General features: G+C 44.2%; 21 protein-coding genes. 19 read left to right on the forward strand and 2 right to left on the reverse strand.

Annotated elements, in window-relative coordinates; all coding sequences use genetic code 11:
- The first annotated feature begins 325 nt into the window (after positions 1–325).
- The 12 genes from V1502_RS02075 (at position 326) to V1502_RS02130 (ending at position 15,441) form a co-directional block, all read left to right on the forward strand.
- Positions 326–1,531, forward strand: a complete 1,206-nt coding sequence (locus V1502_RS02075) for a hypothetical protein (protein WP_409252737.1) — start codon at positions 326–328, stop codon at positions 1,529–1,531.
- 568 nt (positions 1,532–2,099) lie between these two features.
- Positions 2,100–3,041, forward strand: coding sequence for an NAD-dependent epimerase/dehydratase family protein (locus V1502_RS02080; RefSeq protein WP_409252738.1), 942 nt, complete (start codon positions 2,100–2,102; stop codon positions 3,039–3,041).
- Positions 3,025–3,954, forward strand: a complete 930-nt coding sequence (locus tag V1502_RS02085) for a YbhN family protein (RefSeq protein ID WP_409252739.1) — start codon at positions 3,025–3,027, stop codon at positions 3,952–3,954. The genes V1502_RS02080 and V1502_RS02085 overlap by 17 nt, the downstream gene beginning before the upstream one ends.
- Positions 3,954–5,414 (forward strand): alkaline phosphatase family protein, encoded by a 1,461-nt coding sequence (locus V1502_RS02090; RefSeq protein ID WP_409252740.1) that lies wholly within the window; start codon positions 3,954–3,956, stop codon positions 5,412–5,414. The genes V1502_RS02085 and V1502_RS02090 overlap by 1 nt, the downstream gene beginning before the upstream one ends.
- On the forward strand, positions 5,411–6,196 hold the full coding sequence (locus V1502_RS02095) for a glycosyltransferase family 2 protein (RefSeq protein WP_409252741.1): 786 nt from the start codon (positions 5,411–5,413) through the stop codon (positions 6,194–6,196). Before V1502_RS02090 ends, V1502_RS02095 begins: the two co-directional genes overlap by 4 nt.
- Positions 6,197–6,253: 57 nt before the next feature.
- Positions 6,254–7,012: a hypothetical protein gene (locus tag V1502_RS02100; protein WP_409252742.1), complete on the forward strand. Its 759-nt coding sequence runs from the start codon at positions 6,254–6,256 to the stop codon at positions 7,010–7,012.
- Between the two features lie 24 nt (positions 7,013–7,036).
- Positions 7,037–7,954, forward strand: a complete 918-nt coding sequence (locus V1502_RS02105) for an FTR1 family protein (RefSeq protein WP_409252743.1) — start codon at positions 7,037–7,039, stop codon at positions 7,952–7,954.
- Between the two features lie 290 nt (positions 7,955–8,244).
- Positions 8,245–9,693 carry a glycosyltransferase family 39 protein gene (locus V1502_RS02110; RefSeq protein WP_409252744.1) on the forward strand — a complete coding sequence of 483 codons (1,449 nt, stop codon included), beginning with the start codon at positions 8,245–8,247 and terminating at the stop codon, positions 9,691–9,693.
- 125 nt (positions 9,694–9,818) lie between these two features.
- Positions 9,819–11,447 (forward strand): mechanosensitive ion channel, encoded by a 1,629-nt coding sequence (locus V1502_RS02115; RefSeq protein WP_409252745.1) that lies wholly within the window; start codon positions 9,819–9,821, stop codon positions 11,445–11,447.
- Positions 11,448–11,831: 384 nt separating this feature from the next.
- Entirely contained in the window at positions 11,832–12,818 is a 987-nt protein-coding gene (locus V1502_RS02120) for a TAXI family TRAP transporter solute-binding subunit (RefSeq protein WP_409252746.1), read from the forward strand.
- Between the two features lie 120 nt (positions 12,819–12,938).
- Positions 12,939–13,457: a DUF1850 domain-containing protein gene (locus V1502_RS02125; protein ID WP_409252747.1), complete on the forward strand. Its 519-nt coding sequence runs from the start codon at positions 12,939–12,941 to the stop codon at positions 13,455–13,457.
- Positions 13,450–15,441: a TRAP transporter permease gene (locus V1502_RS02130; RefSeq protein ID WP_409252748.1), complete on the forward strand. Its 1,992-nt coding sequence runs from the start codon at positions 13,450–13,452 to the stop codon at positions 15,439–15,441. The genes V1502_RS02125 and V1502_RS02130 overlap by 8 nt, the downstream gene beginning before the upstream one ends.
- A gap of 489 nt (positions 15,442–15,930) precedes the next feature.
- On the opposite strand, the gene V1502_RS02135 is transcribed toward V1502_RS02130, so the two are convergent.
- Both V1502_RS02135 and V1502_RS02140 read right to left on the reverse strand, forming a co-directional pair.
- A complete protein-coding gene (locus V1502_RS02135; RefSeq protein WP_409252749.1) occupies positions 15,931–16,275 on the reverse strand; it encodes a hypothetical protein in 345 nt (114 codons plus the stop codon).
- Positions 16,276–16,580: 305 nt separating this feature from the next.
- Positions 16,581–16,952 (reverse strand): cyclic-phosphate processing receiver domain-containing protein, encoded by a 372-nt coding sequence (locus V1502_RS02140; RefSeq protein ID WP_409252750.1) that lies wholly within the window; start codon positions 16,950–16,952, stop codon positions 16,581–16,583.
- A gap of 288 nt (positions 16,953–17,240) precedes the next feature.
- On the opposite strand from V1502_RS02140, the gene V1502_RS02145 reads away from it, so the two are divergent.
- The 7 genes from V1502_RS02145 to V1502_RS02175 all read left to right on the forward strand — a co-directional run bounded on the left by V1502_RS02145 (position 17,241) and on the right by V1502_RS02175 (position 22,175).
- Positions 17,241–17,516: a hypothetical protein gene (locus tag V1502_RS02145; protein ID WP_409252751.1), complete on the forward strand. Its 276-nt coding sequence runs from the start codon at positions 17,241–17,243 to the stop codon at positions 17,514–17,516.
- Positions 17,517–17,518: 2 nt separating this feature from the next.
- Entirely contained in the window at positions 17,519–17,836 is a 318-nt protein-coding gene (locus V1502_RS02150) for a YciI family protein (protein WP_409252752.1), read from the forward strand.
- On the forward strand, positions 17,833–18,834 hold the full coding sequence (locus V1502_RS02155; RefSeq protein WP_409252753.1) for a S66 peptidase family protein: 1,002 nt from the start codon (positions 17,833–17,835) through the stop codon (positions 18,832–18,834). The genes V1502_RS02150 and V1502_RS02155 overlap by 4 nt, the downstream gene beginning before the upstream one ends.
- Positions 18,835–18,885: 51 nt before the next feature.
- The gene (locus V1502_RS02160; RefSeq protein ID WP_409252754.1) at positions 18,886–19,419 is read left to right on the forward strand and encodes a hypothetical protein; all 534 of its coding nucleotides are present in this window, start codon (positions 18,886–18,888) and stop codon (positions 19,417–19,419) included.
- A 308-nt stretch (positions 19,420–19,727) separates the two neighbouring features.
- Complete coding sequence (locus V1502_RS02165) at positions 19,728–20,741, forward strand: S66 peptidase family protein (RefSeq protein WP_409252755.1); 1,014 nt, start codon at positions 19,728–19,730, stop codon at positions 20,739–20,741.
- A gap of 223 nt (positions 20,742–20,964) precedes the next feature.
- A complete protein-coding gene (locus V1502_RS02170) occupies positions 20,965–21,582 on the forward strand; it encodes an NUDIX hydrolase (protein WP_409252756.1) in 618 nt (205 codons plus the stop codon).
- Positions 21,583–21,713: 131 nt separating this feature from the next.
- On the forward strand, positions 21,714–22,175 hold the full coding sequence (locus V1502_RS02175; RefSeq protein WP_409252757.1) for a DinB family protein: 462 nt from the start codon (positions 21,714–21,716) through the stop codon (positions 22,173–22,175).
- Positions 22,176–22,181: the final 6 nt, after the last annotated feature.

The following is a 22,181-nucleotide window of genomic DNA, read 5'->3' on the forward strand; positions in this document are numbered from 1 at the left end:
ATAAAAGCCACAAGGACACATTTTTTCGAAATTCATCATTCGAGAGTGTGTCTTTTTTGATGGCTGTTTTGTAAACAATGTTGCTTTTCACACTAACTCTTCTGGGGGTGTTTACGATTGGTTGATTGAAGCGGGAATCAATTATTTCATCCCAATTGCATCCGGGAAAAAAGCAGATTAGTTGAAATCACCCGCGCTCAGGTTGATTTTTGTGTTTTTGTGAAAATCTACCGTTGACACTGAGAATCATTCTCTACTATAATGTTCATTGGGATTGAAAATCATTATCAACTAATTCGTTTACATAAAGTGAGGAGAGAAGGAAATGAGAAAAAGAGAATTAAATCGTATTTTTGCAGCATTCCTACTATCTAGTGCGGTATTGGCGGGGTGTAACTCTGCTGAAAATACAGCGGGCGAAACCGAAGAAACTGAACGTGAAGAAGCTGCGGGAGAAACTGAAGAAGCGCAAACTGAAGACACAGAAGTAGAAAGCGCAGAAGAAGTGAATTATGCAGAAGTATTCAATCAAGCAGTGACAGAGTTGAATAAAGCCAAAGAAGGCGAAGAAGTTGACTTTGCCATGGTAACGGACCTTTACACAAACAATCTGCAAGCTCTTGTTCAAAAAAGAGATGCCGAGTTTGAAGACCAAAGCGATCTTCATATCACAACAGCCTTGGAAGCTGGAAGCGAAGGCACAATGGATCCGGTAGTCGTGAAGCAGATTTTTGATAAATTGATGCAAAAAGTATTCTATACAACGATGAAGCATGAATTCGTAGAAATCAACGAAAACTGGGGCAATACAGAACTAGTGAATGAAGAAATCCAAGAAGCGAAAGATTTCTATGCTATCCTTCAGTCTACTGTTGAAAAACGCGATGCAGCATATGGCACGAACATGGCTGATGCCATCAATGGCGGATTTGCCGAAATGGAGGCAGCGGTGGAAGCAGACGATAACCTTGCTTTCCAACTAGGAAAACAAGTTGTTGATAAGACAATGATGAAAACATTCTACCTTGCATCTGGAGCAGTTCCTCACGGATATGCTACTAAAGCGGCAGCTGAAGCAAAAGAAGACAAAGAACACGCAAAAGTGGAACAGGCAGAAGGATGGGCTTTCTATCAGTCTATTGCTAGCTACCTAGAAAAATATGCTAATGAAGATGCGGAGATCATCGAGCAGCAATTCAATCTTGAAACAGATGTATCAGAACTTGATCCTGAAGCAGTCAATAAAGCGTTCATCCGCGGCTTCACTAAGATTGCCCTTCATGAGTATGAAGAGAGCGTAGAAAACTGGGGCGAGGATAAATCAGTGATCACAGCCCTGGAAGGCGCACTGTTCATCGATGTTATCGCTGATGACCTTAAAGCGATGCTTGGTGAAGAAGAATATACAGCTCTAACTGAAAAAGCTCAAACTTATCTAAAAGCGGTTCAATCCTATGATAAGGAAACTGCTGACTCATTGATGGAAGAGCTTGATGCAGCACTTCAAAATGTGATTGAACAAGCAAAATAATATCAATGAGAAAAACCTTGTCTCCATGCAAGGTTTTTTTCTCTTTGTGACCTGAAATTGATAAGGGCGGCAAAGAAGCTATATAATGGGGGTTACGGTTTATTAATAAACGCTTTTTTCGGACACATAGCTCTTATTTGTGAATGGTACAGCTGATTTACGCTATAGGATTATGGCTCCGCGGGGCAGGCGTTAAGCCTCCTCCGCTGCGCCTGCGGTGTCTCACCTGTACCTCAGATTCCGCGGGAGGTCATGCTCCTTCCGCTTCAATCTTTTCGGTTTTGCAGCGACAGCCACAAAAAGCCATATTTTAAGAAACTTTTGCGAAAGCTACGAGATCAGTTGCAGCCTAATAATGTCATATTAACACCAATAAATAACTCGTCATATTGCCGACGGATCTGGTCAAAAAAGTGTCTTGAATAAAAGTGACCATATAAAGATTGATTTAATTGTGAAGCTTTCACTTAAAATGCAGTATGTCATTTTACTGGAAAACTAAGGGGGAGTAATAAATCAGCGCACCCTAATTACCACATTCCGTATCATTGAATCAGAGGTGTTTCATTTGAAAATCGCAGTTACAGGAGGAGCCGGGTTCATTGGCAGCCGCCTGTCACAACGGCTTATAGCCGAAGGTCATAAAGTTTACATAATCGACAGCTTTCATCCCTATTATCCGCCGGAACGGAAGGAAAGGCAGCTGCGAAATGCAGAGGGATTTGAAGAATTTCATCCTATTGATCTATTGGACAGCGAGAAGACTTTAACAATCATAAAAAGAATTTCGCCTGATACGGTGATCCACATGGCCGCATTGCCTGGTGTCGCCTATTCAATCGAAAAACCCCTCAAGTATGTGGATTATGATATCAAAGCCACCATCAACGTGTTGGAAGCCGCAGGGAAGGCCGGGGCCAGTCATGTTATTTTTGCTTCCTCCTCTTCTGTATATGGAAATCAGGAGGGCCCATCTAAAGAAGAACAAGCCACTGGCAGAGTGATATCTCCTTATGCAGCCTCTAAATTTTCAGCAGAATCCTTTTGTCATGTGTATGAACAGCTTTACGGATTCCGCACCACGATCCTGAGATTTTTTACGGTCTATGGTCCGTGGGTCCGGCCTGACATGGCGATAGGACAGTTTCTCAAGAAATTAGTGAACAATGAAGAAATCACTTTATATGGTGAGGGAAGAATGCGGGACTTCACGTATATAGATGATATTGTCGAAGGCATTTATTTATCCCTGACCAAACACAATGAAAGTGAGATTTTTAATTTAGGGAACGGCATCCCCGTAACAATGGCGGCATTGTTGGAAGAACTGAAAAAATTCTTCCCGCGCATGAGTGTAGCGAGAGAAGGAGAAAAAGCGGGGGATGTCCTCCAAACATGGGCGGATATCAGTAAAGCTGAAAGACTGCTTGGTTACAGCCCCCAAGTACCGTTCGGAAAAGGGTTGGCAGAAACCGTAAAGTGGGCATTGGAACATGAGCGCTACCTCTAAGAGAGCGGTGAAACGTATTGCATCTTTTCTCCTGCTGCTAATCTTTATATGGATGGCGTGGCAGTTTCTGGACATGGCAGAGGCGGTCTCGGGCATGACCGCCGTCCTCCAGTCACCCTTCCTGCTCCTCGCCATCCTGACGGTCTATCTTCTTGCTTTTTGTTTAAGGGCATTGGCTTGGAAAATTTACTTGAAAGGCCGTCCCCGGTTCCTGACGTGCCTGCTTGGAGTGATCTACAGCCTGTTCGTCAATCACCTCTTGCCTGTAAAAGCGGGAGACTTAGTAAGGATGAAGGTGATGAGTGAAAGAGACCGGGAGCTGACTGGCGGTGAAATTGTTCATTCTGTTGTGATTCTCAGAGTATTGGACATGCTGTGCCTTGTCGGAATAGCAGGCATTGGTCTTGTCCTGTTGAACACCGCTTTCAGGTTTTCCTGGATTCTTTTGCTTGCAGGTGCAATTGCGACCCTTCTGATTTACTTTGCTGTCCGCAGCTTTTATCCTGAAGCACTTCAAAAACAATGGATTTTATTAAAGGAAGGGTTTTCTGGAAAGACAGGAATTTTTGTTTTTCTTTTAACACTTGGAAGCTGGATAGCGGAAGGAGCGATACTGTTTGGGACGACCCAGGTGCTGGGCGGAAACCTGACAGTTCCGGAAGCCGTCTTCAGTAACAGCCTGACAGTGGCAGGCCAAGTGTTTCAGATAACACCCGGCGGACTTGCCAATTATGAAGGGTTCATGGTGCTGGCTTTGAACTTGCTGGATTTTTCATTTGAGGAGGGCTATACGGTGGCGGTGGTGACACATGCGCTTAAATTTATTTTCTCTTATGTGACCGGAGCTGCAGCTATGCTGATTTTCCCTATTAAGCTCAAGAATGCCTGGAGAAAGAAAGGAGGAAAAATGTAATGAAAAGTGCTTCAAAATTTGAAAAAACAGCGGCAAGGTGCTGGAACCTTCTTAATGAAGGAAAACCGTTTACTCCGATTTTCGTGCTTGGGAGCATGCTGCTGTTTCATATCAGAAGCCTTGATTCAATAGAATCCCTGCTCAATCTTGGAATCGGTTTAATGTTAATCATTCCATTACTTGCGGTCTTTTATCTGTATGATTTTCCATTATTCCTAAGAAATTACCTATGGATCCCCTTTGTCGCTTATGTAGTGATCTGGGATGAAATCAACTTATTACTATTGCTGTTTGCCTCAGGTTTATATTTCTTTTTTACCGTCTTTTTCTGGGGGACCTTTTATTATCACCTCAGAATCGGGACCACCTGGCTGAATTTCAGCCGCTTTTGGAAGCTTGTCCTTAAGAACAGTGATTCCACCAGCGGAAATGCTCAGGAACAGCTGCCGAAATTCTTGCTGCTCCTTTCCATTTGGGAGCTTGTGTTTTCCCGGCTGGAGAACAACTTGATTGTTCCTGGAGGCGCGATTCTCGTTTTTACAGGCGGCGTACTGCTGCTGGCCTTTATTCTGCACCGCTATTTGTTTGACTGGAAGCCGAAAGCCTATGAAAGCTATACAAAAGAAAGGTTTCAGCAGCCGGAAACAGCATTGGCGGATAAAGCCATAGTCATCGTCATCGATGGGATGAGGAAAGAACGTTTTTCCGATGCGAACACGCCGTTCCTCGATTCTTTAAGAGAAAATGGGACAGAATATACGAATATGGAGACCGTTTATCCCGCAAGGACTGTTGTTTGCTTTTCTTCCATGTTTACAGGGACTTATCCGTTTGAACATGGAATCAAGTCAAATATGGTCTGGAAGCTTGGCATCAAAGTGGAAAGCATTTTTGATTCATTGAGAAAAGTCGGGAAAAACGGCCGCCTTCTTGGAATTGCTCACCTGGTCGACTCCATGGGTTCCGATGTCGAGACGGTGAGTGCAGTTGCCCATCACGATAAGGCAGACCCTATCATGATGGCGAAAGCGCGTAAAATCATGAAGGAACAGGACCCCGACTTGTTTATTGTTCAATTGATTGGAACAGACCAGATCGGACACAGCAGGGGAGTCCTGTACGATGAATATGTCGATAAGATTGAAAAAGCCGATAAGCTGATAGAAGAATTTGTGGCGGAGCTTGAAAAAGAAGGCAAGATGGAGAACACGACCCTGTTCATTTGTGCCGACCATGGACAGGCAGACGGAATCGGCGGACACGGGCACCTCGATGAAGGGGAAAGGTATGTACCGTTCTTCGTCCATGGGCCGCACACGCCGCAAGGGAAAAAGGTTGAAGACAGACACAGCCTTGTTTCGCTGGCTCCGACTCTTTCCTTCTTATTGGGCGCACCGTTTCCAGATCACAGCCGGGGCGAAGTGCTGACCGAAGCATTTGAAAGGAATGAAACAGTGTGAAAAGACAAAAACTTATCGTCTTTCTTCCAGCATATAATGAAGAAGAATCCATAGGAAAAGTCATAGTTGGCATTCCGAGAAACTTCCACCCGCTGCTGGAAGTGGAGACCCTGATCATTGATGATGGATCAAAGGATGGTACCGTTGAGGCGGCAAAAGCTGCGGGTGCAGAGCATATTGTCCGCCATGGAATCAACCGGGGGCTGGGAGCGGCAGTAAGGACCGGTTTAAAGGAGTCCTATGCCAGAGGCGCTGATATCGCCGTCATGATTGACGCTGACGGAGAATACCCTTCTGCTGAAATTCCGGAGCTCATCCAGCCGATACTGGATGGTGAGGCGGACTATACTATGGGTTCGCGCTTTCTTGGGACCATTAAGGGCATGAAACTTCACCGCCGTCTGGGCAATTATTGTTTCACATTGCTCCAATGCCTGCTTCTGCGAAAATTGATCTTTGATGGCCAGTCCGGTATGCGTGCCTTTTCAAGGCAGGCTGCCCAACATGCAGAAATTATCCATGATTACAACTATGCACAAGTCATTACCTTGAACCTTGTGCGAAAAGGGTTCAGAGTAAAAGAAGTTCCGATTAACTACAATGTCAGATCCACCGGTGCTTCTTTTATCACCTTCAAAGGCTATATGTCGGCTGTTTTTCCGGCAATCCTAAAAGAAATAAAAAGGCCTGTAAATAAGGTTGAAATTGATCGATCGGCCCATCTACTTCCTGCCGAGGTAACAGAGGATTCCCTGGAGAGAGTTGCCGGCTATAAAATGTGAAAAATACGTTGACACAAATAATGATAATCATTATCATTATCAATAGGAGGAGAAAGAATGAAAAAAGCGATTATTTTATGTTTTTCCATGATAATCATTCTCAGTAATTCGTTTATACAATCTGCCTCGGCTTATACATATGGCGATCCTAATAAAGAAGAATTGGCCGAAGTGTATAAGGAGATGATGATTGAGCTGTCAGAAACTCCCCCAGATTTTACAACAGCAGAGAAACATTTCGAAACAATAAAAGAAGAAATTGATATGCACATGGGGCCTGAACCAGGATCCATCATTGCTGATAATCTCCAAAATGAAGAAAAAGAGCAGGCCGTCAGCAATATGGATAAGCTGCTCGTTCTCAACATCGCCAGAAGGCTGGAGGGCGTGACAACCAACTTTGAAGAGTTTGACACGAGCAAAAAGCTGATGGCTAAAGCTTTTGCGACATATGAAGCGCTCTCCCCGAAAGTGGAAGGGGCAGACGCAGAGCTGGATGGAGAAATCCGCACTGAGTTCGAAACAGCCCTGGAAGCCTTAGGAAACCCCGGCCTGTTCGGAGTTGGGGAAAAAGAAGCAGATATGGATAGATTCAAGGAAGCAAAAGAAAGTATCCTGACTTCTCTTCAAGACCGATTCGAGCTGGAAAGCTTGGACGTGGGGCACTTTTCAGAAAGCGCTTCAGAAGCAGAAGATAATGTGAAAAACAGGGACTGGACAGATGTTTCAAACCTGAAAAACTGGATTCCGCTGCTCTTGATCGTCGGGGTCATTGGTGCAGTCGTCTTCATTACGATACGAAGAAAGAAAAAATAACAACTGTGAAAGGAGATTGGTGCTATGCAAGTTCAAGCGCTGCTCATTACATTCCGTGAAGTGTTGGAAGCTCTACTGATTGTCGGTATTCTTACCACGTATCTGAAACGCACCGGCAACAAAAAGTTCACTAAGTACATATGGCTCGGTGCAGGATTGGCTGTGGCGGCCTCCGTTGGTGTGGCCATGCTGTTTCAGGTCGTCTTCACGGGATTTGCTTCAATGGGCAACGAAATGTACTTGAAAATTGGCATCATGATCGTTTCAGCTCTCTTGTTAACCCAGATGGTCTTTTGGATGGCCAGTCATAGTAAAGACCTTAAAGGGAATATGGAAGGAAAGATGAACAAGTTCATCTCGACCGGAAATATCATCGGAATGGTCATCCACTCATTCCTGGTCGTTCTCCGCGAAGGGGTCGAAACCGTATTCTTCTTCGCCGCAATTTCCGGTGGAAACATCGGCTCGGCCCTTGAAGGCTGGGGCGCCATCACAGGAGTCCTCATCGGGGCAACCGTCGCCTACCTGTTCTTCAAAGGCACAATGCGTGTTCCGCTCAAAACATTCTTTAAAGTGTCTGGAGCCTTCATCATCCTTATTGCCGCAGGGCTCTTCGTCCAGGCAATTTCCATGATGCAGGACTTGCAGATGATCGGCAGTGTCATCCCTCATCTGTATGACTTGACTTGGATTCTGCCGGAACATCCGATAGACTATGCACATTACCTGCGCGACACAGGCACTGCTCCGCTATTATCCGGAGACATCGGCATCTTCCTGAAAGCATTGTTCGGTTATGCCTCCATGCCTTCAATTGAAGAAGTGATTGCCTATATCGGCTATTTCGTCGCCATTTATCTGCTGACATCCCATACTTCAGATGTCAAACAAACCAAAAGCGTAAAGGCAGACAAAATCAACATCGAAAGAACCGTAAGCTGAATAAAGCAGGAAAAGAGGCAGATCAACTGATTTGCCTCTTTTTTAGATTCAAGGTATGGCTGGGCTTTATTGCTCTAAAGCACTAAGAGAGACAGTCCCTCTTAGTGCTTTAAAGGGGGTAAAGGGTTGACGTGTGCATAATGGTTAAGGCTTATGAAATAATATGGTGATTGTTAATAGACTCTGGAAAGTTGTTAATAGATAGAACCGGAAAATCTTTTAAAACTTTCCACTTAAACAGCAGAGCCTCGAGTAACAATCAAAAAACAATTCGAAAAAGGTGAGGCAGAATGAAAACCAGCCTGCGGATGGTCAAGCATAATTGGATACCTTTTCTGGCTGTTCTATTCAGCGCGGGCACCATCACAGCTCTGCTATGGATACAGTTGAGCCATCTCAATGACTATGCCTCTACATGGGACAGGGTCGATTTTTCGCTTGCGATCGAGCGGTTTGATCTCATGGCGATGAGGCCGCACTTTCCCGGGTATCCATATTTCATCCTTGGCGGCCGGCTCATGTACCCGCTTACCGGGGACCCGGCGGCTGCATTGACGCTGCTTAATATCCTTCTTTACCTTACAACGGTGATACCAGTGTATTTACTCGCAAGGGAAGCAGTTCCGAGGAGCGGGGCCATTCTGGCGGCTGCGATTATCTACAGCTCAGGGTATGTGCTGGTCATCGTCAACGCTCCGATGTCTGAAGGGACTGCGATATCCATTCTTCTCTGGTATCTATGGAGTATCCGCCGCACATTGAATAAAGAGAAGAGCTGGAGGGACCTGCTGCCCGCATTTCTTTATGCCATCCTGCTAGGAATTCGCTTATCTTATCTTCCTTTCGGGATTGGGCTTCTCTACTTTTTATATATGCGAAGGAAAGTGTATTCTCTTAAGATAATATCCTTTTACCTATTCACAGCACTTGCCTTTCAACTGATCTGGGTGACAGCTCTTGTGGTGGCAGAGGGAGGAGTCAGGGCGTTTTGGAACCTGGCGATGGCGTTTTCAAGCGGGCACTTCAATGAATGGGGAAACACGGCGGTTACGGATGAATCCTCTTTTGCAGACCGCCTGAAGATCTTTGTCGTTGATAATATCCTGTGGACCGGCATCAGTGTGGAGTCGGTTGTTATCGCCTTCCTATTCCTTTTGCTGGTGCTGGTTGCCGCCGGAAACGGAAAGATGGATTTCCTGATACTTTTAACAGGGGGAGCTTATTTCCTCTGGGCCTTGTTCGCCCAAAACGTGGACAAGCCGAGGCATGCGCTTCCTGTGGTTATCCTGCTGATTCTTATGTTGGTTACAAAAGCTCTGAGCAGATACAAGCATATAGGAGTGTTCACACTGCTGTCGCTGTTACTAACCTTTCAGGCATTTACAGCAGGAAGGCTTATCATAAAGCAGGCCGATGAAGTGCCGGCGGCCTATCAGCTGGCAGCCTATTTGAAAGATATAGAGGAACCGGCTGTCATTTATTCCTGGGAAGAGGACAGGGTGCTGAATTATCTCCAGGTACCTGTCAGTCACAAGCGGATCAATACCTATGACTTTTTTCTTCAGGATATATCTCACTACTCCAGCCGCAGAATTTATATTACGGACAAGGCGGTGAGCGGGTTTGAAGCACAGGGAGCTGATATCTTGGATAAGGTGGAAAAGGTGGAGTCATTCTCATCAGATCCTCTTTTTGAGCCGGTATACAACGAAATTATCTTATATAGATGGAAAAATTAGAGCCGTGGTAAATTGCAGGGCTCTTTTATTATGTCGATTTTTAAAAGAAATTGAGGAGCTGAGGTGTTTAACGATTATAAGCAATGGGAAAAGGAGGGTTAGAAAAAGACAAAGGAGTTGAAGGTATGAATAATATGAATTGGTATAATTTTGAGGGGTTTTTAGGGAAGCTCCCCGATTTTATTCTTGCATTAATTGTTCTTCTCATCGGGTGGCTTGTAGCCAAAGGGATCGAGAAGGCAGTCTACAAACTGCTGAATAAGACTGGCATGGATGACAAGCTGTTTTCACATATCCCTAATAAAAAGTACTCTTCTGAAAAGATCATCAGTAAAATTGTTTACTGGATTTTGCTTTTTATCGTATTCATCATCGTACTTAACATCTTGAATCTAAATCTGATCGCTGAACCGCTAGTCAATTTGATGAATTCCATTTTCGGTGCGGTCGATAACATCCTGAAAGCGGCACTGATCCTGCTGTTTGCCTATGCGCTTGCTATGCTGGTCAGCTACGGTGTGCGTAAACTTGGCGATACAACCCGCTTTGATCATATGCTTGTAAAGTGGAAGCTTGCAGACAGTGAAAAAGATGCACACGAAGGCATTAATAAGACAGCAAAGGTATTGTTCTACCTGGTGTTGCTGCTGTTCCTTCCGGCAGTTCTGTCGGCATTGGATATTACCGGTGTTTCTGAACCGTTCGCTGATATGCTGAACAGCATGCTGGCGTTCATTCCTAAATTGCTTGCGGCAGCGCTGATTGTCCTTGTTGGCTATTTTGTTGCAAAGCTTGTACGTACAATTGTGACGAACTTCCTTCATACAATTGGACTGGAGAAGTTGAGAAGCCGCCTTGGGCTGGAAAATACACTGAATGGAACAACTCTATCTTCCATTGTCGGCAATATCGTATTCATCCTGATTTTGATCCCGACTGTGATTGCTGCACTCGAGAAGCTTGATATCGAAGGGGTATCAGGACCGGCAATCGACATGCTGAATGACGTCCTGACGATGCTTCCGAATATCGCGGTAGCCATTGTGCTGATTCTGGTTGGTCTTTGGGCAGGCCGCATGGCAGGAAAGTGGACAACCAACTTCCTTGATCAATTGAGCATCAACTCCCTGATGAGCAATATGAAAGTGGGAAGCTGGAAGCCGGGAGAATCTGCTGACTCACTCACCATTACGAAAATCCTTGGATATATAGTCCACTTCGTTGTTGCTTTGCTGTTCATCGTAGAGGCACTGCAAATTGTGGAGCTTGAATTCCTTGTTACCTTGGCAACGGGCGTATTTGCCTATATCCCAAGCGTCATCGCGGCAATTATCATTCTTGCTGTGGGACTGTACCTTGGAAATATCGCGAAGAAAGTTCTTGTCAGCATCCTGAATGGCAACAATAAGACTGTGCTGGCGGCAATCGCAAAATATGCGATCATCATCATGGCGTTCTTCATGGCGCTTGATCAATTGGGCATTGCTCAATCTATCGTGAATTCAGCGTTCATCCTAGTCCTTGGAGGATTGGCTCTGGCCTTCGGTTTATCATTCGGACTTGGAGGAAGAGAGTTTGCATCGAGCTACCTGAGCAAGATGGAAAATAACCTTTCAGATATCTCGGTTGATAAAGAAAAGGCAAAGAGAAGAGCTCAGGAAAATCAAAAGGATGACTGGACTTCTTCTATGAACGAAGACGGAACAATTGATAATCAGCCAAATCGTAGAAACGATGATTTTCCTAAAAGATAATTATTGAGAAAGGTCCGGGGGCTCCCGGGCCTTATATTTGGTATATACTAATTAGTCAAAAACAAGAAATTTGGGTGACACATTTACTATTATGTCAAAATAATTTTTAAAATTAGCAAAGATTTGATAGAATAGAGATACAAAGCTCAAAGTTAGCATTGCGTGTAATAATATTCATAAATAAATAAGTTCATACATAGGTGCAGGAGAGCTGTCGCTTAGAAAATACAGAAATGGCTCCGCTTACACTATGTTCTCCTTTAATTCAAGAAATCGTATAATTACCAGTAAATATTAATATTTGAATAATGAATTTATTAACAATATTATTACTAGTTGTGTTAAACTATCTATGTTAGTAAAAATCTTATAGGGGTGAAAGACATGAAAAAGAAATTATCATTAAGTGCTGTGATTCTTCTTGCTGTGGCTATGATTCTGGCAGCATGCGGCGGTGGAAGCGGCGGCGGTTCCACTGAAGATGGAGAAACAAAAGTAGACTTTATTGGAATTGCAACAGGTGGTACTGGTGGTACATACTATCCACTTGGCGGTACATTTGCAAAAATTATCTCAGATGAAGCGGGAATTGAAGCTTCTGCTTCAACATCGGGTGCATCTGCTGAAAATATGGCCAGCATTAAAGCGGGAGATATTGAAATCGCCTTCACACAAACAGATATCGCATCTTATGCGACTGAAGGAACAGAAATGTTCGCTGATAATAAAGTAGAAAACGCTCAAGGGATCGGTACTTTATACCCGGAGACAATTCAAATCGTTACAACGAAAGACTCTGGAATCAAATCGGTTGAAGACCTGAAAGGGAAAGTGGTTTCTGTTGGGGAAGCAGGTTCTGGTACTTTGCTGAATGCTACTCAAATCCTTGAAGTACACGGAATTACGCTTGACGACTTGAAAGCCCGCAACCTTTCTTTCGATGATTCAACTACAGGTATCCAAGATGGTTCAATCGATGCAGCTTTCATCACTTCCGGAACACCAACAGGTGCTGTTGAAGGTCTTGCTGCAACTGAAGATGTCATCATCGTTCCTGTAACAGCAGAAAAAGCAGATGAACTTATCGAAAAGTATCCATACTATGCTAAAGATACAATCAAAGGCGGAACATACAGCAAACTTGACAGCGATACTGAGACAGTGGCTGTCCGTGCAATGCTTGTAACACGTTCCGATATTCCGGAAGATGTCATCTATGAAGTAACGAAAGCTATCTTCGAAAATACAGACAAGATCAGCCATGCGAAAGGCGAACTGATCAGTGCTGAAAATGCACTTCAAGGAATGGGTATTGAACTACATCCTGGAGCTGCAAAATATTTTGAAGAAAAAGGGATCTCTCAAGACTAAATAAAATTTCTTCAGGTAAGAAGGAATAGGCCGATCATATCGGTCTATTCTTTTGTTATGATGAATGAAATTTGGTAGAATATTCTTTTTCTGCAAATAGTATGAAAAGAGTGTGAAAACATGAAGTGGAAAAGAGCGGCCGCAATCCTTGCCGCAGGGGTGCTGTTACTTCTGTTATTTGTACCATTCAGACCGAGCGTTGTCCTGGAGTCTCTTAGAAAAGAAGGGGAAATTGTTCTGGCTCCACTGGCAACTGGAAAAGAGAATGAATTCTCCATCCTTTATACTCATTCGATTCATCTCTCTGATGTCCTTGAAGTTTATCAATCGGATGATAATATGAACATTGTCCAGACGACCCTTATTTATGAAGACACAGCGATTGGGATGCCCGGGGGAGCAACGGGAGAAGAGGTCTTTGAAAGAACAAAAGACGGGAAGTACAAGATCAGCAATATGAACCGCACTTTCCCTTATATTGATATTTCTATCGGACAAGTAGCGGCGAATCATCGTTTCATATACAATGAAAAGGTATACAAACTGGCTGACTACTTTGAAGAAGGAACGCTCATCCGCATGAGTGTACAGAGACAGTCATTATTTCAACTTTGGAAAGGAGTGATCCTCGATGGATAAAAATTCACAACACTTCGAGTCACTGACAGCTGAACAGCAGCAAGAGCTGTTGGAAAAATATGATCCCGAGTCTTCCACGAGAAAATACAAATCGGGAATTGTCAAATGGATCGTATTCTTTGGATTGCTGGCATTTTCACTTTTCCAGCTGGTAGCCTCAATATTTCAATTCATTCCTAGGCAATTACTACTATCCATTCACTTAGGATTTGCCTTATCGCTAATCTTCTTATTATTCCCAGCAAGCAAAAAGAGATCACGGAAGGACAAGGTTGCCTGGTATGATATTATCCTTGCCTTATTGTCCATTGTCGTAGGAAGCTACTGGCCGATCATGCAAGATGATATTGTAAGCCGGATTGGAATCATGACCACCATGGATTTCACGGTGGGAATACTAGCGGTTCTTCTGGTGCTTGAGGCAACACGCCGTGCTGTAGGTTTGCCGATCACCATCATTGCCGGTTCCTTCCTGCTGTATATGTACTATGGAAGAATTATGCCGGGGTTCCTTGCCCACCGAGGCTACGATCTTGATGCGATTGTTAAAACAATGTTCTTTACAAGTGAAGGAATCCTGGGTACACCGTTATATGTGTCAGCGACATTTATCTTCCTGTTCCTATTGTTCGGGGCGTTCCTGGTCAAAACTGGTGTAGGTCAGTATTTCAATGATCTGGCTGTTTCGATTGCAGGAAAAAGAACCGGTGGACCGGCAAAAGTCGCAATCTTTTCAAGTGCCCTGCAAGGAACAATCAGCGGCAGCTCGGTTGCTAACGTTGTAACATCCGGTTCATTTACGATTCCGATGATGAAAAAACTTGGTTATCGTAAGGAATTCGCCGGCGGGGTAGAAGCAGCTGCATCGACAGGTGGACAGCTAATGCCGCCTATCATGGGTGCTGCGGCCTTCCTGATGGTTGAGTTCATCGGAGGCGTTTCTTACTGGGAAATCGCTAAAGCTGCCGCCATTCCGGCCCTGCTTTATTTTACAGGAATCTGGATCATGACCCACTTTGAGGCGAAAAGAATTGGTCTTAGAGGGTTAACAGATGAAGAAATGCCAAATAGAAAAGAAGTCTTTAAAAAGATTTATTTATTACTGCCGATTCTGACAGTAATCATCCTATTGTTCTCTGGAATGAGTGTCATGCGTGCTGCTTTATGGTCCATCGTCGCGACGATTGCCATCAGTGCGATCAGGAAAGATACCCGCATCAACTTCAAGGATGCGGTCGATGCACTCGTTGATGGTGCGAGAACGGCGCTTTCTGTTGCAGCTGCGACGGCTGCTGCTGGTATCATCGTCGGGGTTGTAACAAAAACAGGTCTTGGCCTGACAATGGCAAATGGACTTGTTGACCTTGCGGCAGACTTAACAAATTCTGCTCAAGGAAAGCTGTTATTAACCTTATTCTTCACGATGGTGGCATCCATCATCCTGGGAATGGGTTCACCGACAACAGCGAACTATGTTATTACATCTACCATTGCTGCGCCTGCGATTATTTTACTTGGCGCGCCTGAGCTTTCTGCTCACTTGTTTGTATTTTATTTTGGAATTATCGCGGATATAACGCCGCCGGTCGCACTTGCTGCCTTTGCCGCGGCAGGGGTATCGGGAGGCGAACCGATACGAACCGGACTCAATTCGGCCAAGCTGGCCATTGCCGCGTTCATCATTCCGTATATGTTTGTCTTATCGCCGGAACTCCTAATGATTGATACGACTATTCCATATCTGTTATGGGTTGTATTTACAGCGATTACCGGTATGATGGCTATTGGTGCAGCGATGATCGGTTTCTGGTTCCGCAAAGTGACAGCTATCGAGCGTGTGCTTTGTTTGGCAGCTGGTATCATGCTGATCTATCCTGAGGGTATGACAGACATCTTTGGATTAGTCTTGTTCGTTATCATGCTTGGGCTTCAATTCTTTATTAAAGGTAAAAGTGACGGGGACAGTAAACCTGCCACGGCATGATATAAATAACCTCCCTTTATTTGGGAGGTTATTTTTTATTCCGGTATTAAAATCGTTCCCTGCAAAGGCACTCCGCCCGTGCTGACGTGTCTCTCTATAAACAGATATCTCTTTCCGTCGATGATAAATCTTCCATCGCCCTCATACTTTATATCCCGTCCCTTACCCTCCAATTCCAGCTGAATGGCGTAAATATAATCCGTGTATTGGAAATATCGTTCATCTAAGTCGATAACGATGTTTCCTTTCTTATATCCCATGAGCGTATTAAAGAGTAAAAGTCCTCCTGCGAATACTGTTATTAAATTCTTAAACCGATTAAGGCATCCGTAGAAATCCTCTCCATTACTATCTATACGAGAGGTGGGGCGGCTGATTTCAAAAAGGTTCAATCTACTAGTACATCGGATGGTTTGCTGGGAAAGGGATAAACACTCACAAGAAAAAGCCATCAAATCATGGGGGGATTGATGGCTGGGCAAATATATCTTATAAAATTGTAACCGAAAACGTAACCGGAAAGCCGATCAAAAACATCCAGCCGATCTCCTGCTTGTGACGCAGAGGCAGTGAACGGACGAGCCAGGATAGGACCTGGGCAATAAATACAAACAGAAACGCCCAGAAGATGCGGCCGATAACAAATACAAACAAGTACCCGAGTGTCGATTCATTATCAAACAGAAGAGAATAGCCGAATCCGCCGGCCAGAATCCAAATAGTCACGATAATATGTAGATAGGGCAGCCAAAAACGACGGGATTTCAAAGTCAGCAGGACACCAATGACCACACAGGCAATCAAAATGAAATTGACATAAGAATTCACATCCACATTACCCCTCCTTATTCTTATCCTAGAAGTTGTTTAGCACAAGTATCGCCAGCTAAACGTGGAGGATTCTTCCAACCGCTAACGCGTTAAAGCGTGACAGGGGACAGTCCCTCTTCGTGCGTTAACGCGTTAAATAACTAAGAGGGACTGTCCCTCTTAGTGCTTTAAAGTGGTAAAGTGGACGCACGCTAACAAGGGCAGCCAATGCAGGCTGCCCTTGTAACTTTTCTCTATAACAAAACACAAAGTTTCAATGTGAACAAACCTTTTAGTAGATTCCAGGGATTTGAGTGTTTGAGAGGAGATTAAAGTGTTTCTTCATAATGTTCCAAGTATCCGGGCGGGTAGAAATATAAAGGCAGGGGGCGAAGGGATAAGATTATGGCAGCGGGCATGACCATATCATGCTGTGCCTGTTTTAATGAATTATACATGCCTTTACCGCGCACCGAGTTGGCAGAATGGATGGTGATGCGGTTGGCGAAAAGTCTTTCATGAACCATTATTTGAACCAGCATGGTGCCGTTTCTCGTTTTGTTTAATAAATCATGATCCAATGACAGATGTTCGATGTCGTAGTTTTTCAATAGATTCAAACACTCGTCAATTGTCTCTGCGAGGACATACCCATCGGGTGCCTTGCGAATGTCATCTAGGAAAACACTGATTTTCTCCATTTCTTCAAGCTCCTTCCCATAAATAGGGATGACTAAGAGAAGTCGGGAATGCCCTAGATATATGTGATTATTCTCATCGTAACATACATTGAAGTATAATTGGGAAAAGTCAGTCAATATAAAAAATCCATTATATGCCTTTAAAGTTGAACAATGTCGAATGGGGTCATAATTTATTTCCCGCTTATACTACTGTTGATCATTTGAAGGACAAAAACGTCTTTATGAAAGAAAAATCAGATAATTACCTACCGAAAGTATGATAGTGTAGTAGAGGAGGTGATAAAAATGTCGAAAAGTTTTCCATCTATAAGCATTATCATACTGGGACTCTGTATTCTACTGGGATCATGGCTTATTTCCGACTCCCTGGGTGAACAGGATGCTCCTTTACAGAGTGAGGAGGAGTACAGATATGAATTCATATCCCCTAATGATAACAACATCATCATTTTTGATAAAGAAACCGGCGAATACTGGAGAAGATTTATTGACTCAACCGCAGGGCCGACAGAGTGGGAAAGTCAGCCGTCTCCAATATCTCAGCCAGTTGAAGGAGAATAAACGTGGAAAGACAACAATTCTTATACAAACTAAGACTGATAGAAAAATTGACTGATGAAAAGAACTGGACAGAAAAAGATAATGAAATAGTAGCACGCCACTTCGATTATCTTCAGAAAATGTTGAACAGTAACAAACTGATTCTTGCGGGTAAAACCAAAGGGATCGATGCAAACACATTTGGAATCGTGATTTTCGAATCCGGGACAGAGGAAGAAGCCTTGTCCTTGATGAAAGGCGACCCTGCTGTTCAAGAGGGAATCATGACAGCTGAACTGTTCCCTTATCAGGTTGCATTGATGCAGGAGGCCAGACAATGATAAAGCCTGAAAAATTAAAGAAGGGGGATACGATAGGAATCATCACCCCATCCACTCCTGCACCCGTTTTGTTCAATGAAAGATATCAAAGAGGACTGAACCAACTAAGGAAGATGGGCTTCAACGTAATAGAAGGCAAATGCTCCAAGTCTTCTCAGGGCTACCGTTCAGCTTCCATCAGGGACCGTGCAGAAGAACTCAATGAATTCATCCGTGATGAGGAAGTAAAAGCCATCATCAGCCCCATCGGCGGCACGAACTCCAACTCCCTGCTTCCCTACATAGACTATGAAACTCTGAAAAAGAACCCTAAAATCATTATGGGATACAGCGATGTATCGGCACTCCTGTTAGGTATTCATGCCAAAGCCGGGCTGGTTACTTTTTATGGACCGGCCATTGTGCCATCCTTCGGCGAATATCCGGAGATGCTTCCAAAGGGAAGAGAATACTTTGAAAATACCGTCATGAAGCCTCTTGAGTCTCCATACATGCTGGAAATCCCTTCAGAATGGACGGAAGAAATGCTGGATTGGAGGACGCAGGACAGGGCAAAGAAACTGGTCCCCAATTCAGGCTGGAATTCACTAAGAAAAGGAAAAGTACGCGGAAAGTTGATCGGCGGTAATCTGAACACGATGTCTGGAATCATCGCCTCAGAGTATTTTCCGGATTTAAAAGGAGCAATCCTTTTTATCGAAGATTCTTTTAAGGATATGGCCATCCAGGAGCGTTCCTTGAGCATGCTGAAGCTTGCAGGGGTTCTGGATGAAATAGAAGGATTGATTGTAGGAAAGCATGAACACTTTAATGACTGTGATGCTCCATTCACCTTCGAAGATCTGCTGCTTGAAATCATGGGAGACTGCCAGATTCCAATCCTGACCAATGTGGATATAGGACATACTTTCCCATCTCATGTCTTCCCGATTGGAATTGAGGCAGAACTGGACGCGGACAATGGCAAAATTACTTTTTGGGAAAAAGGCGTGAAGTAATGGCGATAAACTTCCCGCTCCTTCGTCTAATGTAATAAAAAGGAGCAGGGTATGCAGAAAAAAATAGTCGTGTTATTTACAGTGTTGCTATTACTAATCAATACCAGAACTTCGGCGACTCAATGGATGACATTAGAGCCGGAAGAAGTGGTGGACAGGGCAGATATCATCGTCGTCGGACAGTATGATTTCTCCAAGGATCCTATGAGAACGGTGAGACACCTCTACAGGCCTTATGAGTTCAAAGTAAGCAAGACGATCAAGGGGGAGGCGCCGTCGACCTTGTTGGCGGGAGTTCTCACCGCCAATATTCCCAGAGTGATAGAATATCAGGAACAGGGCGGCGAGTTTCTTTTATTCTTAGAAAAAGAAAGTCATTCTAAACACGCACTGCCGGTGGGCGGACCGAATGGAACCCTTAAGCTGATGGATGGAGAACTTTATCATCCGGGTTTCAGTCATAAGGCACTCTATGAAAAAGTGGAGAGGGATATCGAGGGCCCTTCAAGAGTGGGGCCAGCGGTGATTTTCCTCATTTGCGCCAGTCTTTCAGTATTACTTTATTTTAAAAGGCTCTTTTCGTAAATTTTGTTGCTATTTAATACAAACTTTAAAGAATATCTACTTAATTAACCAGGGATAGCCTGTTAAAAAAGTAAGAAAAGAGCTAATTCACCTTGTTCAGAGAAAAAAGCCCTTGTCTCCAAGGGAAAAATCCGGCTCTTTGGATTTTTCCGAGAGCAACATTATGTACGAAAACAGCGTTTTTAAAAGAGGCGGCGGTCATATGAGACAAGGCTCTAGTAACTGTGAGCCTTTGTAAAAATTCTAAGAAGGAATCACGATAGAAATCTCGAATTACTCATCAAGACAAGAAGTGAGGACTGATAAACATGATTAGCTATCCAACGTTAAAAAAAGAAGCAACTATCGGCGTCACCGCCCCGTCATCAGGGGTGCCGGCAGCGCTTCATGACATGTTCCGTCTTGCCATTGAGCGGATGAGTTCAAGAGGGTTCAATGTCGTGACCGGAGAAACCGCTTGGACTCAGGATAAAGCAAAATCTGCTCCATCCAGGAAACGGGCGGAAGAATTCAATGAAATGATGAGGAATGAAAACATCGATATCATCATCCCTCCTTGGGGAGGAGAGCTGCTGATCGAAGTCTTGCAGGATATCGATTTTTCTGCGGTGAAAAATAAATGGCTGTTGGGTTACTCGGATACAAGCGCGCTGATGCTGGCCATAACGCTGAAATCGGGTACTGCAACTGCGCATGGAACAAACTTTGTGGATTTGCGGGGCGAGTATTGGGATGAAACGACTGCTAAGTGGGAAGAGGTGCTATCTACAGGGCCTGGCGGAACGGTCGTCCAGCATTCTTCTCCTCAGTACCAATTAAGTTGGGAGCACGGAAATCCGTCGCCGTGTGTATTTCATCTTACGGAAGAAACGAAGTGGAAAACAGTGGGCAATACGCCGGTGAAGGTGGAAGGAAGACTGCTCGGCGGCTGTATTGATGTTATACGTCATCTCATCGGCACCGATTTCGGTGAGGTGGCTGCATTCCGAGAAAAGCATATACCAGGTGAGCCGGTTTTATGGTACATGGAAAACTGTGAGATGAATGTAACAGACTTACGAAGATCACTGGTTCAAATGAAGTACGCGGGCTGGTTTGAAAATTGCTCGGGAATCCTGTTCGGACGCAGCTCTGCCAATGAATCAGTAGGCAATTATACGGTGGAAGATGTGTATGCGGACCTGGCAGACGAACTCGGCGTGCCGATTGTCTACGATATTGACTGCGGACATATGCCTCCACAGGTGACATTCATTAATGGAGCATATGCAGTGGTCGAAGTGGCGGATGGAAAGGGTACTGTTGAGCAGAGGTTTGTTTGATGAGATACTTCATCATCTTTTTAATGGTGCTCCTTTCATCAGTGTCTCTGTTGTTTCCACTGTGGATGTATACAGGTGAGGTTTTGGACACAGGCTTGCTGTGATTTATTATCCTCGCTGCTTTTATCATCAGCCAGCTAAGTTATATCATAGATTTACTCAAAAAAAGATAACGCTGCCTCATCGAGAAGCAGCGTTTTTGCTTGGAAAAGGGGGATGAATCATGAAACCTAAATGGCTGGAATGGGCCCAAAAGATCCAATCGATATCACAGTCAGGGCTGGCATTTTCAAAAAATGTGTACGATATCGAACGGTATGGAGAGCTGAGGGATTTAAGTGCTGAAATCATGGCGGAGTATACCGACGTTGAAAAGGAGACGGTCAAAGGACTGTTTGAAGCGGAAAAAGGCTACCAAACGCCAAAAGCGGATGTAAGAGGTGCCGTATTCGAAGATAATAAAATCCTGCTTGTAAAAGAAAAAAACAATAACAAGTGGTCCCTGCCAGGAGGATTTTGCGATGTCGGCCTCTCTCCGGTGGAAAACGCTGTTAAAGAAATCAAGGAAGAATCAGGATATGAGGTTCAATATAAGAAGCTGCTGGCCCTGCTTGATTACCACAAGCATCCTCATCCGCCGCAGACGTTTCACTATTATAAAATTTTCATTCAATGTGAAATTATCGGCGGTAACCCGGAAGCCGGACTGGAAACGAGTGAAATCGCCTTCTTTGATGAGAATAAGCTACCGGAGCTGTCGGTTGACCGCAATACAGAGTCACAAATCAACCTTTTATTTGAATTTTTGCGAAATCCGGCAAAGGAACCGGTGTGTGATTAAAGGGTTGGAGATGGAATAGCATCTGACTTTTACATAAGTGTGTTTAAATCCTGATTATTGCGTTATGCAAAGATGGTTCGACTAATACCGGGGCGTGCCTGGCACACCCCGATTACAAAGGAGAAAAAACGATGCTGGATATGTTCAGATACAACTGGCAAGTAAGGCAGGACTGGTTTAAGTGGTGCAAGGAAATTCCACATGAGGAGCTGATCAAAGAGCGAACCGGCGGAATGGGAAGCATCCTGGCCACCCTTTTTCATGTGGCCAATGGGGAACAAATCTGGGTCAACCAGATGAAGGGAACACCAGTCATCATAAAGCAAGGGGTATCTTCCCTTAAGGAAGCTATGGAATTTACAGCCATAACTCAACCTATTACAGAAGGGTTTCTTCAATCCTGGAACGAAGAAAAAGCCAAACAAACCTTAACCAAGAGACGCCGGGATGGCGGCGACTATGTGTTGACCTATGAAAAAATCATCAAGCATCTGATGGCGCATGAAATACACCATATCGGCCAGTTGTCCATCTGGGCAAGAGAGATCGGCCGCAAACCCGTATCTAGCGACCTGATCTTCAGAGATTACTAACAAACC

The organism is Rossellomorea sedimentorum (genome assembly GCF_046237645.1).
Classification (GTDB): Bacteria; Bacillota; Bacilli; order Bacillales; family Bacillaceae_B; genus Rossellomorea; species Rossellomorea sedimentorum.